Origin of the sequence: Allotamlana fucoidanivorans (assembly GCF_006265225.1) — a bacterium.
Classification (GTDB): Bacteria; Bacteroidota; Bacteroidia; order Flavobacteriales; family Flavobacteriaceae; genus Allotamlana; species Allotamlana fucoidanivorans.
Map to the genome: position 1 here is coordinate 21296 of NZ_VDCS01000007.1, position 14737 is coordinate 36032.

General features: G+C 34.4%; 9 protein-coding genes. 1 reads left to right on the forward strand and 8 read right to left on the reverse strand.

Going from position 1 to position 14737, the window contains the following annotated elements; genetic code table 11:
- Nucleotides 1-16: 16 nt before the first annotated feature.
- From FGF67_RS07805 to FGF67_RS07830, 6 genes are all read right to left on the reverse strand, one after another.
- Nucleotides 17-1945, reverse strand: a complete 1929-nt coding sequence (locus FGF67_RS07805; protein ID WP_139696456.1) for a LysM peptidoglycan-binding domain-containing protein — start codon at nucleotides 1943-1945, stop codon at nucleotides 17-19.
- Between the two features lie 148 nt (nucleotides 1946-2093).
- Entirely contained in the window at nucleotides 2094-3629 is a 1536-nt protein-coding gene (gene guaA / locus FGF67_RS07810; RefSeq protein ID WP_139696458.1) for a glutamine-hydrolyzing GMP synthase, read from the reverse strand.
- A 62-nt stretch (nucleotides 3630-3691) separates the two neighbouring features.
- Nucleotides 3692-5065, reverse strand: a complete 1374-nt coding sequence (locus tag FGF67_RS07815) for a pyridoxal phosphate-dependent decarboxylase family protein (RefSeq protein ID WP_139696460.1) — start codon at nucleotides 5063-5065, stop codon at nucleotides 3692-3694.
- An 86-nt stretch (nucleotides 5066-5151) separates the two neighbouring features.
- Entirely contained in the window at nucleotides 5152-6759 is a 1608-nt protein-coding gene (gene bshC / locus FGF67_RS07820; protein WP_139696462.1) for a bacillithiol biosynthesis cysteine-adding enzyme BshC, read from the reverse strand.
- Between the two features lie 178 nt (nucleotides 6760-6937).
- Complete coding sequence (locus tag FGF67_RS07825; protein ID WP_139696464.1) at nucleotides 6938-8725, reverse strand: cytochrome-c peroxidase; 1788 nt, start codon at nucleotides 8723-8725, stop codon at nucleotides 6938-6940.
- Between the two features lie 3 nt (nucleotides 8726-8728).
- The gene (locus tag FGF67_RS07830; protein WP_139696466.1) at nucleotides 8729-10210 is read right to left on the reverse strand and encodes a PhoX family protein; all 1482 of its coding nucleotides are present in this window, start codon (nucleotides 10208-10210) and stop codon (nucleotides 8729-8731) included.
- A 403-nt stretch (nucleotides 10211-10613) separates the two neighbouring features.
- Between FGF67_RS07830 and FGF67_RS07835 the strand changes: the two genes are divergently transcribed.
- Nucleotides 10614-11873, forward strand: coding sequence for a carboxypeptidase-like regulatory domain-containing protein (locus FGF67_RS07835; RefSeq protein ID WP_139696468.1), 1260 nt, complete (start codon nucleotides 10614-10616; stop codon nucleotides 11871-11873).
- Between the two features lie 86 nt (nucleotides 11874-11959).
- Here the strand turns inward: FGF67_RS07835 and FGF67_RS07840 are convergent, their stop codons facing one another.
- Together FGF67_RS07840 and FGF67_RS17245 are read right to left on the reverse strand one after the other, a co-directional pair.
- Nucleotides 11960-14584, reverse strand: a complete 2625-nt coding sequence (locus tag FGF67_RS07840) for a DNA gyrase/topoisomerase IV subunit A (protein WP_139696470.1) — start codon at nucleotides 14582-14584, stop codon at nucleotides 11960-11962.
- Between the two features lie 3 nt (nucleotides 14585-14587).
- On the reverse strand, nucleotides 14588-14728 hold the full coding sequence (locus tag FGF67_RS17245; RefSeq protein WP_158293200.1) for a hypothetical protein: 141 nt from the start codon (nucleotides 14726-14728) through the stop codon (nucleotides 14588-14590).
- Nucleotides 14729-14737: the final 9 nt, after the last annotated feature.

Here is a 14737-nt window from a genome sequence, read left to right on the forward strand (position 1 = left end):
ACAGCCAAATGTACTCCTACGGTTCAACCTCAACAATAGTTAAATCATTATACTTAACCAAGTATACCGTATCATTATAGTAACCACCAAACAACTTCTTTTTGTAGGCAAATTTATTCTCAACATACTCGGTTAGAGGCGCCTTATTAACAGACAAATACAGGTCATCAAAAGCCAATAAACGCAATACTACATCCATAGTGAGATCAAAGCCCTTTACTGCTCTTTTATTGGGTGAAATATTATTGGTCTTGATATAAGATGTTACAAACGAATTAGTATCATTTTCATTATACTCTTTTGCTACTGAGGCAAAATGAAATTGTAACTTAGATAAGTGTGTATTATTAACCTGATCTCCCTCAAAAGCCGCATTTATCTTTGTTGTAAACAAAACAACATCTATAGCTTCTTGCTGATGTTCTTTATCTTCTCCTCTAATTAATGACGCTAGAATACTTGTTACATTTGAAGCAAAGCCTTCTTTTTGAGTTTCTAAAAACACCAAATTTTTCCCAGGTTTAAGTGCCGCTTCAATGTCTCCTCGAGTTACAAAAAATTCATCTTTACCTGTTTCCTTATTCTTTCTAGATTTTACCTGAGATGCTCTTGGAAATTCTCTTTTTAACTCATTAGCAACATTTGTATTATTGGAATCTGAAATGATTACAATATGACTTGTGGAATCTGTTTTTACAAAATTAACCACCTTACGCTTGAGTAAATCATCAGATGGTCTAGACTGAAACACATTATCGTATAGCTTGACATTAGTTCCTATGGGCGATACCACAGGGACGTTTAGTAATTTGAGTTCAGATGCTACCTTATCAAAACAATTGGGCGTTAAAGGTCCTATTACAGCATCTATGTTATCAAAATCATGTCCACGTAAAATCTTTGAAACCTCACTCACTTGATTTTGCGTATCGTAAACATCCAGCTTCAAAGAAACGCCCATTTTTTTTAAAGAATCAACCGCTGAAAGCACACCCGAATAAAACTCTAAGGAAGCATTTAAATAAGGGTCTTTTCTTATGCTGCGTTCTATGTCTGAAATTGAATCAAAATCAACACGATTTGCTCTAAACGGCAACATTAAAACCAAATGCTTTTCAGTTACCGTAAAAAGACTATCCAATAAATTTACAGGTTTTGCTTCGCCCTCCACCAATGGACTTACCGCATCAGAAAACGGTATTTTTAGTATCATTCCTGATTTTAAACCAGACTCCTCCAACCCTGGGTTTAACCTTTCCAACTCAGCTTGCTCTAAACCTAATTTTAACTTTAAACGATAAAAGCCTTCTTTTGGTAATACTTTGTAATAACTGTATGTATCATCTACTACGTTTTGTTCTGAAGCCTCAAGATTAGGAACATTTATTATTTGTCCCACTTTTAAACCACCTTCCAAATCAGGGTTTAACGCTTCCAATTCTTCTATAGTAATGCCAAATTTATATGCAATACGCCATTTCCCCTCTTTTGCTTTTACAGTATATTGTTTAGTAGCTTCTACTTTCTCAACAACTTCGGTTATTTTAAAAACGGGTATTTGAAGTCTATCCCCTTTTCTTAAAGGATTAGCATAAAGAAACTTATTGTATTTCTTTATATCCTCTTCTTCAACATTATACGCTTGTGCTAAACTATAAAGGGTTTCTTTCTTTTTGGTTTTATGCTCTTTAAACCCTTGAAGCTCTTTTGAAACCGTCACTTTTGGTTTATTAGCTGCCGAAATTGGTATAATTAGAATGGTATTAGGTTTTAATCCTTTTTTGGCATCCGGATTTAACTTATAAATATCAAAAGGTGTTACATAATAACGTTTTGAAATACTTTCTATAGTTTCTCCTTGTTTTACCTGATGTGTACTGAAATTCTGAGCTTTGGCAGAACATACACTCATCATAAAACATAATACTAATACTAATCTATTCATAGTTGCAGTCTGGTAGATATAAATTTAATAAAATAGCGTCTCTTTAATATACGCAGGTTTCCCCTTATAAGATGCTCTATGATTTCTATTAATCACATAACATGCCAAAAAACAAAAAAAAACGAAACCTACAATAAAACATGAAGGTTTATTCCCATTCAATAGTTGCTGGTGGTTTTGAACTAATGTCATACACCACTCTATTAACGCCTTTTACTTTATTTATTATATCATTTGATGTTTTTTGAAGAAATTCGTATGGTAAATTTACCCAATCTGCCGTCATACCATCTGTACTTTCAACAGCTCTAAGTGCCACACATTTTTCATACGTGCGTTCATCACCCATAACACCTACGCTATTCACTGGAAGCAACATAGCACCAGCCTGCCACACCTTATCGTACAATCCCCATTCTTTTAAACCATTAATAAAAATAGCATCAACTTCTTGAAGGATACGAACTTTTTCTGCAGTAATATCTCCTAAAATCCTAATACCTAAGCCAGGGCCAGGGAATGGGTGTCTTCCTAATAGCTCTGGGTCTATACCTAAAGTAGCTCCAACACGTCTCACTTCATCTTTAAAAATAGCACGTAAAGGTTCTACAATTTTCAATTTCATAAAATCTGGTAAGCCTCCTACATTGTGATGACTTTTTATAGTTGCTGAAGGCCCGCCTGTAGCCGAAACACTTTCAATCACATCTGGATAAATAGTTCCCTGTGCCAACCATTTTACATCGGTAAGCTTATGCGCCTCATCATCAAACACTTCTATAAACGCATTCCCAATAGCTTTTCGCTTTTTCTCCGGATCTTCAATACCTTTTAAAGCATCTAAGAACCTTCCTGAAGCATCAACTCCTTTAACGTTGAGCCCCATGCCCTCGTATTGCTTGAGAACACTTTCAAATTCATTTTTTCTGAGTAAGCCGTTGTTCACAAAAATACAATACAGGTTTTTTCCAATGGCTTTATTTAACAATACGGCAGCCACTGTAGAATCTACACCACCTGAAAGCCCTAATACCACCTTATCAGTGCCAACTTTTTCTTGAATCGCTTCAACAGTTTCTTCAACAAAAGAATCTGGTGTCCAATCTTGATGCAAGCCAGCTATACTTACTAAAAAATTCTCTAATAATTGCTTACCGTCTGTTGAGTGGTATACTTCTGGGTGAAATTGAATAGCATACGTTTCCTCACCATCAATTCTATAAGCTGCATTTTCAACATCATGTGTACTTGCTATTAAAACGCCATTCTCAGGTAACTTTTTAATGGTATCACTATGACTCATCCAAACTTGACTCCCCGTGTGAATATGTGCAAAAAATGGTTCATTGCCTTTTATAAACGACAAATTAGCTCTACCATATTCCCTTGTGCTTGAAGGCGCTACTTCTCCACCAGAAAAATGAGCCAAATATTGCGCACCATAGCAAACGGCGAGCATAGGCTTAACCCCTCTAATACCTTCTAAGTTAGGATGCAAAGCATCTTCACCTCTTACGGAATTAGGGCTACCAGAAAGAATTACCGCTTTATAGTCGTTTAAGTTGGTTGGAATTTTATTAAATGGATGTATTTCGGAATAAATGTTAAGTTCTCTAACTCTACGTGCAATAAGCTGGGTGTATTGCGATCCGAAGTCTAATATAAGTACCTTATCATGTTGCATGCGCAAAAATAGGAATTGATTTTTTAATGACGAATTACGCCTTAATTTTTTTTAATTAATTTTTAAACCATGGTTTCAAGAATCATTTCAATATCATGTTCTGTAGTATCAGGATTAATAAAACAAAAACGCGAAACGGTTTCGTAGGTCTCTCCTGTTTTCCATTTGGTTGGTGTTACCAAAGCAAAACCTTTATCATGGTTTTCATAAGTCCAGTGTGTATAATCTTCAGGTTGCCATCCTATTCTTCGGTACAATACACAAGACAGACTTGGAGCTCTTACTAACTCTACATGTGGTAATTCCTCTATCATTTTACCCGCAATCTGTGCTAATTCAATACCTCTTTCAACGGCTTCTTTGTATTGATCGGTTCCATGTGTAGCCAAAGAGAACCACAAAGGTAACCCTCTAACTCGTCTTGTAAGCTGTATTTGATAATCAGATGGATTAAATCCGTGTGCCCCCTCATCTTTAAAGATATCTAAATAGGAGCCTTCCTGCGCATGTGCATCTTTAGCTAGTTCTGGTTGTTTATAAATAATAGCACCACAATCATAGGGCGAAAACATCCATTTATGCGGATCAATCGTAATGCTATCGGCTTTATCGATACCCTTAAACAGATGCTTTACAGAATCTGCCATTAATGCACCTCCGCCATAAGCAGCATCAACATGAAACCATAACTTTTCACGTTCACAAATTTCAGCTATACCTTCAAGGTCATCTACAATTCCTGCATTAGTTGTTCCTCCTGTAGCCACTACAGCAAATAAGCGATGCCTTTTATGTACTGGTAAGGAGTTTATGGTTTCTTGAAGTGCCTGTTGTTCTAACCTATCTTCCGTATCAATTAACACAACATCAATATCTGCAACCTTAGCCATAGCCTTTACTGAAGAATGTGCCCCTATGGAGGTTATTATAAGACCTTTTTCTAAGGTATGACTTCTATCTAATCCGCGCCAATATTCCCTTGCAGTTACAATAGCTGACAGGTTGGCTGCGGTTCCTCCACTTGTAAAAACGCCAAAAGCACCTTCTGGTAATCCTGTTAACGAAACCATCCATCGCATCGCTTCATTTTCGCAAAAAATACCTCCAGCACCTTCCATCCAATACGCGCCGTGAATACTTGATGCAGCCGTAACCAAATCAAACATAATAGCAGCTCGCGTTGGTGACGCTGGCACAAAAGCCAAGTTTCTAGGGTGATCAACAGGTACATTTGCTTTAGCTAAATGTTTTCGCCATAACTCAAATGCATATTCACCTCCAATACCTTTTTCAGTAATAGTTTCACCAACTAAAGCCTTTAATTCTTCTGCTTTTTTGGGTTTACCAATTTTAGTTGTCGTTGAAGACACCCTATCAATAGCATACTTCATGGTGTCCATAGTCATTTCAACTAAATCGAAATCTATCTTGTGCATTTTATTAGTTTTAAGAAGTGCTCAAAGGTAAAATTATAAGCAGAGAACACTTATAATTTAACATCATTTTAAACTAAAAGCAATGGTCAATCAGGCATAGTCAACACTAAAAACTGTAATTTTAAAGGGTCTAAACTTTCAATAAGACAAGGAATAAGTTCTTCACCATACTCTAAATAAAATTGAGAAAAATTCGTATTGCGCTCCTGCAAACTTTGGTTTGGAAATAATTCATTTTGAATAACAGTTATTCGCTTTACCTCATCCGACAATTTACGTTTTTGAGCTTTTAACAAGCGTTTTTCTAGATTATCTAAACCTTTAAGCTGCTTTATTTCTTGTGCTTGAACAGCACCTAAAAATGATCTATCTGTATCTTGAGCTACGGTGTAAAGGTCTTCAAACTGTTGCTTCAAATATGTTTTTTGTTTTGAAAAATCGATATCAATGTTTGAAATATCCCTAACTTTCTTATTAATAAGTGAGTGCTTTTTTAAGAATATCTCTGCCGTTGATATTCCAAGATTGGTTAGTTTATCATGTTGTTTTGTTGTTTTTATTAACACCGAATTTCTTAACAGCAAAATTGGAAAAGGCACTTTTACTTCATTAAAATAAGCCTTTAACTGAAACCAATAAGCGATTTCACCCCCACCTCCTATATAACAAATATTTGGTAAAATTACTTCTTGATATAAGGGACGCATAATCACATTTGGCGAAAACCTTTCTGGATAATCATGGACTTCCTTTAGGAGTGATTCTCTACTCCAACTCACATTGGTATTTAAAACTTGGTATCGGTCATTTTCAAAAACAATACGTTCCCGTACATTTTTACCTAAATAGAACAAATTTATCGCTCTAGGGTTCACCTGAATTTTATAATCATTTGATAAGGCTTCCAAACCTTTATTAGTCTCGGTTACTTTTTTAGATGATGTTTGGTTTAACAACTCATCTTCAATAAAGGGTATAAACTGTTTCTTAAGGTCTGCATCATTAGCGTTAATAATAACCAACCCATAATCTGCAAAAAGTTGATTCGCCAAGAATCTGGTAGCTTCTGAAAGGTTATCATGATTTAAATAAGCGGACTGAAAAAGTCGTTTTAAGGTTTCAGCATTTTTACCGCCTCCTAATTCTTCAGAAAACACTTGAAAAACATCATCTAAACCATCAGTATAAAGTGCTCCAACGGCGCCACTTGCATCTTTATGCCATCTAATTTTTTTACCATTAAAATTAAAATAATTAATTTCTTCAAAATCATGATCTTCAGTAGCCATCCAGTACACTGGAACAAAATTATGTTTTGGATAGGCTACTTTCAACCGCCTTGAAAGATTTATAACCGAAATAATTTTATAGAGAAAATATAGAGGTCCAGTAAACAAATTAAGTTGATGCCCTGTTGTGATGGTAAAGGTATTTTGTGCTTGTAAAACTTCAATATTTTGAAGTGTTAAACTAGACATTTCTACATTTTTATATTGCCGTTTTAAAACTGAGGATAAAACGGTTCTACTATCTTGACTAAAAGTAGTGGTCTTTTCTTCTATTTGTTTCTCAAAATTTTCTAAACTAGGAAACCGATTATAAAACGTATCTAATTCTGATTTTTGGTTTACGTAATCACAAATTAAAGACGAAAAATAACCTGTTTCTTGAAATGTAAGGTAGTCTTTCTGCATATTTCAATATAAAATCATGTAAATATACATTTATTGATTTTGTTAAAATCTAAAAAATACGTTAAGAATTTTTACAGAAAAACTAATTACTTCTGCAAGGTAATTGGGTTTTTGAACAAACTAAAACTCAAGGTTATTTGATAAGAACCTTTTTTTTAGCAAAAATTATAATAACAGTTTATACATGGTCATCTAAGGTTTTTATGAAGGCCATTAAGTCGTTTGTATCTTGCTTTGTCAAATTTAAGGCATCAGCAGGCAAGGTTTGGTTTTCTAATTCCATCCCCATTCCAATGCCACCACCACGATTGTAAAAATCAATAACCTCCTCAAGAGTGTCATATACGCCATTATGCATATAAGGAGCCGTTTTATTAGCATTTCTAACCGTTGGTGTTTTAAAAAAATGTTTTTTCTGTTTGGTGTTAAACACGTAGTAGCGACCTAAATCATCATCAATAACAGCATTAATGGTATCGGTGGTTTTGGGTACTCCAATAAGTTCCATTTCACTTTCTTTATATAAAATAGGCACAGTACCGTTAAAGGTTGGAGGAAAATGGCAAGTAGCACATTTAGCTTTTCCCATGAACAGATTGAAACCACGTTTTTCTGAAGTGGTTAAATTGTTTTCTAGACCATTAATATTATTGTCGAATTTTGAATTAAATGGGACAAGACTCCTGATATAAGTTGCTATGGCATTTCTAATATTCTCCTGCGTAGGGCCATTAACATAAGTGCTATCAAAATCTTTTGTATAGTCTGGATTGCTTTTTATTACGGCTTCCAAATGTTTTAAATCGGAGTGAAACTCTTTTTCATTATTTACTACAGCAACTATTTGCCCTTCTAGACTTCCAGCACGTTTATCATAGAAAAACCCTTTTTGTAAAGCAGCATATAATAAGGTTGGGCTGTTTCTGGTAACCTTATCGGATATTTTTTTACCATCGGTAAAGTGTTTTTCTGGTAGGTGACAAGAAGCACAACTTATGGAATTATCTTTTGACAATGCTTTTTCATAAAACAGCTTTTCACCTAAATTGATTTTGTTAGGAGCTAAGGAATCGAATTGTTCCGATGAAAAATAACTCAAGTTAAAGGTATTTTTAGAAAACAAGGACTTTAAATTGTTATTGAATGCTAAAGCGTATGGAAATTCTACATTCCAGTCTGTCTTCGTTTCAAGAATTAGCTCTAATTGTTTATGCGTATGGTTTTTAATAAAGTCAAATCTATCGAACGTTCCAAAATCGGTTTTAAGCATATTTATACTACTTTCAATTTCCTTTTGCCACATGTTAAGCAGAGCTTCCGATTGAAAATAGGATGCATATATATTTAAAATGTTTTGTATGCTTTCATAATTAATAATGGCTTCATCCAAAGAACGCTCCAATACTGGAGAGTCAAAACCTGTTACACCAGTAAGAGCTATACGGTTTATCTCGTCGCGTATAAGCCATAGTACATGGTAGTCTTTAAACTGTAACCGCGCGTTGTTTTTTATAAGCACTAATCGGTTTTGCGTTTTTTTTATAATTTGGTTTAGATAGTTTAAATCTAAGCTATCTTCATGAATCAGTTCTTCAATAACCTGAAACCCGAACGGTTTTATAATTTTTATATCGGTCGCATCTTCTTCTTCAACTTTTAAAAGATTGGGCTGATTAAGCGTTTTATAATTTTCGGCATCAGCAAAAGCCAATACCGCTTCTGTTTTTTTAAAATAGTTTCTTGCTTGTATATAGTTTTCAATACTAAGGTTAGTTGTTTTGATTTCTTTTAACTTCTCTAAGTACGCCACACAGCTATCTATATCTTGCTGATAGGTTAGGCTTAATGTTTCGATGGGTTCCTGAACAGGCACGTTAGCTGCTGGCTTTTTACAGGAACAGATTATAACGGCAAAAAGACACACGCTAAATACGTGTGCCTTTTTTAATAATATGATGTTATTCATAGATTATCTGTCTAAACCATGAATTAAATAAAGAACACTTCCTTCATTAGAATCTGGTGTTTCAATAGCTTTAGGATCTGTAAATGAAGAACCATCAGCAGGAACCCACCCGTGATTTTGAGTAATTAATAAGAAAGTACCTTCGTTGTTTACAACATCGGAAACATCAATCATACCCGTAATTTCCCAAGTTCTTGTAGCAGGGCCATAACCAGCTGTTTCGGCCGCTGTTTGGTCACATTCTAATACTGTTTTTAACTCCCCAGTGTTTAGGTTGTATTGGTATAATAGCGCATAGTGTTGTTTGTATGGACCATCAAAATATCCGTTAGGATCTTCTTGAATGTAAGCATAGTTTTCAGTAACTAAGATGTTATCAGGACTGTGGAACATTTTAGCTTTTCCTTCATCTAAATCTCCATCTAAAACACAGGTAATCGTTCCAGCAGCTGTAGGATCTTTTTCATTAAGTACAACTTTATATACACGACCATATATACTACCCTTACCTACTAATCCGTCTTTTTTACGACCTGTTACACAAAAGTAAATTTCTCTGTTGTTTTCGGCAGAACCACGCCTCCAGTCAATATCCTCTAATCTAGAGAATCCCATAACACCTTTTGCTTTACACTCAGCATCTAATAAATCAATATTGGTTTCTGTAAGCTCAACAAATTCTACAGGGTAAGACACACCTTCTTCCATAGCAACTTCAACATCGTTAGCCATTCCATTAACTTTTAAACCATATAATTGTCCGCCATATAAATCACCATGATTACCAACATACATACCTAATTGTCCTGAAGGTATTTCATTATTAGAGTGGTCATCACCAATAAAAGCTACGGTTTTTCCTGGGTATGCGTCTTTACCAATAACTACAGCATTTTCAGTAGACCATTGTCCGAAAGCTGATAACATTTCAGAGGAACCAGCATCTTTAGATTTTTTGTATGGATCTGTTAAGAATACACCTTTTGAAGCCCCTCCCCATTCTCCACCAGAAAGGTATAAAGGACCAAAACCATGTTCTTCTGGAGTAATAAGTGAACCCGAACATTGCGCTGTGTTAGCTGTAGCTTCGGCATTTAAAATGTACTCACCATGTACTGGTTTAAACGTTTTATCGAAGGTTATTCTGGCAATAGAATAATCGGCTTCAATATTATTTATTAAGGTGTATTTACCGTTATTTTCTTTTATTAGTCCGGCACCATCAGCCATACTTCCGTAAACGAAATCAGCAGATTGTTGTAAAACGTCTTCTGACGATAATAAGGTAGTAACAGAAATAGTATTGAATCCTGATTTTACATCTAAAAAGCTAGGTGTTACAGATTGGTTTTTAAACTCAATATCATTTTTAAATTTGCTTTTTAAAGCCATATCTAACGGTGCTTCAGAATTTTCTAGAGTTTCGTTATGGCAGCCTGAAAGCAATCCAAGGGCAGCGAAAGATAATAGAATTGTTTTTTTCATTTTTTTGAAGATAAAAGTGATTAATTAATTTACAGTATAAAATTACCTTCAAAACATATGTGGCATGTTAACAGAACTTTGGGATTGAATGAAGATTTCGTTAACGCAACGTTATCAAATTAAATTACAGGTTAAATACCTGATTATATGCTTCTTATATTTACAGTTTAATCTTAACTATATCTTCATTTAAAACTTAAAACTCAATATATTTACTTGTCAACCACCATTATAGATAGTTATTTACTATTTTTTGATGAAAGACGTTATCACTCACTTATTAATACACTTTTAAAAAAATCGCTTAACCATTTAAACAAAATGTTAAAAACATACTGGATTATAGATAGTTACTTTATTTTTTCGTAAATTAATAGGTAGAAAAAAACCTAAAACTTTTATTATGAAAACGTTAATATCTATAATCTGGTGTTTGCTCATTGGGTTTTTCATTAACACTGCAAAAGCTCAAGAACAAACTTCAGAACCCTTTAAAGAAATCACGGGTAAAATTGTGGATGAAGCTACTAAAAAACCTCTAGTATTCACAGATGTGGTGATTGAACATTCCAATATAAGCACAGTAACTAATAGTGAAGGTGAATTTTTATTAAAAATTCCCATTGATTTACTAAAAGGTGATATTCATATCACCCACTTAGGCTATGAACAGAAAGATGTAAAAATTTCTGATGTAGAAAAATTAGCAAAAATTACCTTAATTCCTGCCTTGACAGAACTAGATGCCATTAGTATAACTGCTACTTCAAAGAATGCTAAAGATTTAGTACTAGAAACACTTGGAAAAAAAAGCAACTTATATAATAACCAAAACACATTAATGACCGCCTTTTACAGAGAAACTATAAAAAAACGTCGAAAAAATGCCTCGTTGTCTGAAGCTGTTGTTAAAATTCACAAACAACCATATAATAACTATAGAAGTGACCGTATTGAACTGGTAAAGGCAAGAAAAAATACAGATTATTCTAAATTGGACACCATTGCTTTAAAACTGCAAGGCGGCCCTTTCAGTAATGTGTATACTGATATCATAAAATACCCTGAATATATTTTTAACGAAGAAAATATTGAAGATTACGTCTTTGGTTTTGACAGTTCTACCATGATAAATGATAAACTCATTTATGTTATTGACTTTAAACAACGTAAAGACATAGATACACCTCTATATTATGGTAAGCTATATATTGATGCTGAAACGAAAGCGTTAACTAATGCTGTGTATAGCCTTAATGTTTCAAATAGAGCATTGTCAAGTCAAATGTATGTTAGAAAAAAACCTAGAAAAGTAGATGTTTACCCAACAGAAGCTACCTACAGAGTAAATTATCGTACAAAAGATGGAAGATGGCACTATGCTTACAGCAACATATCACTGACATTCAAAGTAAACTGGAAAGGAAAGTTATTTAATAACACCTATACATTAAATAGTGAAATGGCCATTACAGATTGGGAAGTTCAGAAAACGAAATTAGCCGATGTAAAAAGCCAATTATTAAGACCTTCAACCATTTTAACCGAAATGGCTTCTGGTTTTTCTGACCCACGATTTTGGGGCGCTTACAATGTCATAGAACCCGATAAATCTATTCAGTCTGCTATCAAAAAAATTCAGAAACAATTGAAAAAAACCTAGAAAAAATAGGTATAAATACTAAAACCATTGATCTATAATAATTATCAATGGTTTTTAGTTTTGTTTAGGTTGTGCTTTATAGAACGTTAAAAAAGTGTGGTTTGTCCCTCATCATCAATATCTGGCTCGCCACTAGCTCCTTCAGATTTATCGGTAACTTCTTTTTCACCAACAACTTCTATATCATCTGCATGCACCTCATCGGGCGCCTCATAAGGCAAAGGGTCTAATAAATTTATTTGATTGACTTTCTCTTTAGTTAACTGATTACCAATAGCTGTTATTCCTTTAATGGAGATAAACTCTTCAAGATTTACAATGAGGTTATCTTTACGTTCTTTTCCGCGCTCTTTTGCAAAGACCACTTCGGCAACTGGTTTCCAATCTGTGGATACTATTTCTAATTGTGAATTTGGATGATCGGATATGAAAGATTCTTCTCTACCTTCATTTTCAACCAAAAAACGTTTTACATAATACAGCTCTCTTTCTCCATTATAATAAACGGCTGAGATTGGTTTTTTAGGACGCCATTTTTCCATCACAATCATATCATCATCAAAATGCATAGTCACTTCGGGAGTAACCGTTTTTAAAACACCTGACTGATTAATGATAAGCAATTTATCTTCACCTCTAAACTCACCTATTAATTCACCCCGTCCATCTACATTAATACGTTGTACTGTATCATCAAACCATATTTTTCTTGGTTTTAAGGTGGAAACACCTTTCTCTTTTAGCTCAACACGTTTTACAGGATATTTAGTAACCAAATTTCCTTTTGAAGCTCTTCCCTTTATAAGAATATCGGCAAAATCAATATCCCATTTTAATTTTTTAATACTACCTGCTTGTCTTAAATTTATTGCTACCACCTCAGCCTCTCCATTAGGATTTGCCGAAAAATATAGACAAACAGACCCTTTGTTACCATTGGTTAAATCATAGTCTCTGTCTCGCGTTATACTAGTTACCGCAAAACGCTTTATATATGAAGGTCCTTTTTTGCCATCGCGATAAATCATATTATAAATAGTACGCTTGTCTTTCTTCTTAAAAACGTCTACATGTATAATATCTTTACCTACAAAGGTTTTTGTATCTACTTTTGTCACCATCATTTTTCCTTCCTTAGTAAACACAATAATATCATCAATATCACTGCAGTCACAAACATACTCGTCACGTCTTAATGAGGTTCCTATAAAACCTTCTACCCGATTAACATAAAGCTTGGTATTTCTTATCACTACTTTGGTAGCATCTACATCATCAAAAGTTCTTATTTCTGTTTTACGCTCTCTTCCTTCTCCGTAATCTTTTTTAAGTCTTTTAAAATAATCAATAGCATACTCAATCAAGTGCGCTAAATGGTGTTTTACTTTAGCAATCTCTTCTTCTAAGGCTTCAATTTTTTGCTGCGCTTTGTCTATATCAAACTTTGAAATACGTTTAATTCTAATTTCGGTCAGTCTAACTATATCGTCTTCCGTTACCGCGCGTTTTAAATGTGTAATATGAGGTTGCAAACCTTTGTCAATAGCTGAAATAACACCTTCCCAAGTTTCTTCTTCCTCTATATCACGATAAATTCTATTCTCAATAAAAATGCGTTCTAATGAAGCAAAATGCCACTGCTCTTCAAATTCACCTAATTTTATTTCTAGTTCTTGCTTTAAAAGTTGAACGGTATTATCGGTGGAACGACGCAACATCTCTGATACCCCAATAAACAAAGGCTTATTATCTTCAATAACACAGCCTAAGGGCGAAATGGAAGACTCACAACTTGTAAAGGCGTATAAGGCATCAATAGTTTTGTCTGGTGAAAGTCCAGATGGCAGATGTATCAAAATCTCAACTTCGGCTGCTGTATTATCTTCTATTTTCTTAATCTTTATTTTGCCTTTGTCATTGGCTTTTAAAATAGAATCAATAAGTGACGATGTTGTGGTTCCAAAAGGCAATTCTGTAATAACGAGGGTATTTTTATCGCGTTGAGAAATCTTAGCTCTTACACGAACTTTTCCCCCGCGCATCCCATCATTATAGTTTGAAAAGTCTGCAATCCCGGCAGTTGGAAAATCAGGGTAAATGGTAAAACGCTTACCTTGAAGATGCTTTACAGAGGCATCAATAAGTTCAATAAAATTATGTGGTAATATTTTTGTAGACAAGCCAACAGCTATACCTTCACCTCCTTGAGCAAGAAGTAAAGGAAACATAACTGGTAGGTTTATGGGTTCTTTTCGTCTGCCATCATAACTGGCTTGCCACTCGGTAATTTTTGGGTTGTAAACTACATCTAAAGCAAATTTTGATAATCGGGCTTCAATATACCTAGAGGCCGCTGCACTATCTCCCGTTAAAATATTTCCCCAGTTACCTTGCGTATCAATTAAAAGGTCTTTTTGCCCTATTTGCACCATGGCATCTGCAATACTGGCATCACCATGCGGATGATATTGCATGGTATGCCCCACAATATTGGCCACTTTATTATACCTTCCATCATCAAGATCTTTCATGGAATGCATAATACGGCGTTGAACGGGCTTAAAACCATCTTCAATAGCTGGTACAGCGCGTTCTAAAATAACGTACGACGCATAGTCTAAAAACCAATCTTTATACATACCCGTAACTCGGGTAATGGTTTCTTTAGGTTCACTTTTTTCATTAAGTAATTCGTCGTCGTTTTCAATCATTAATTAGCTCAGTTTTTTAGGTTTTCCGTTTAGCATTACTTTTCCTTTTGTTTGCAGCCTGTGTACCTGCTCACTGCTGGTATGAATATAAAAATGCTGATAAGAACGTCTAACCTTAAACTCTCCGCTTTTATTGTATAACATAGTATTTAG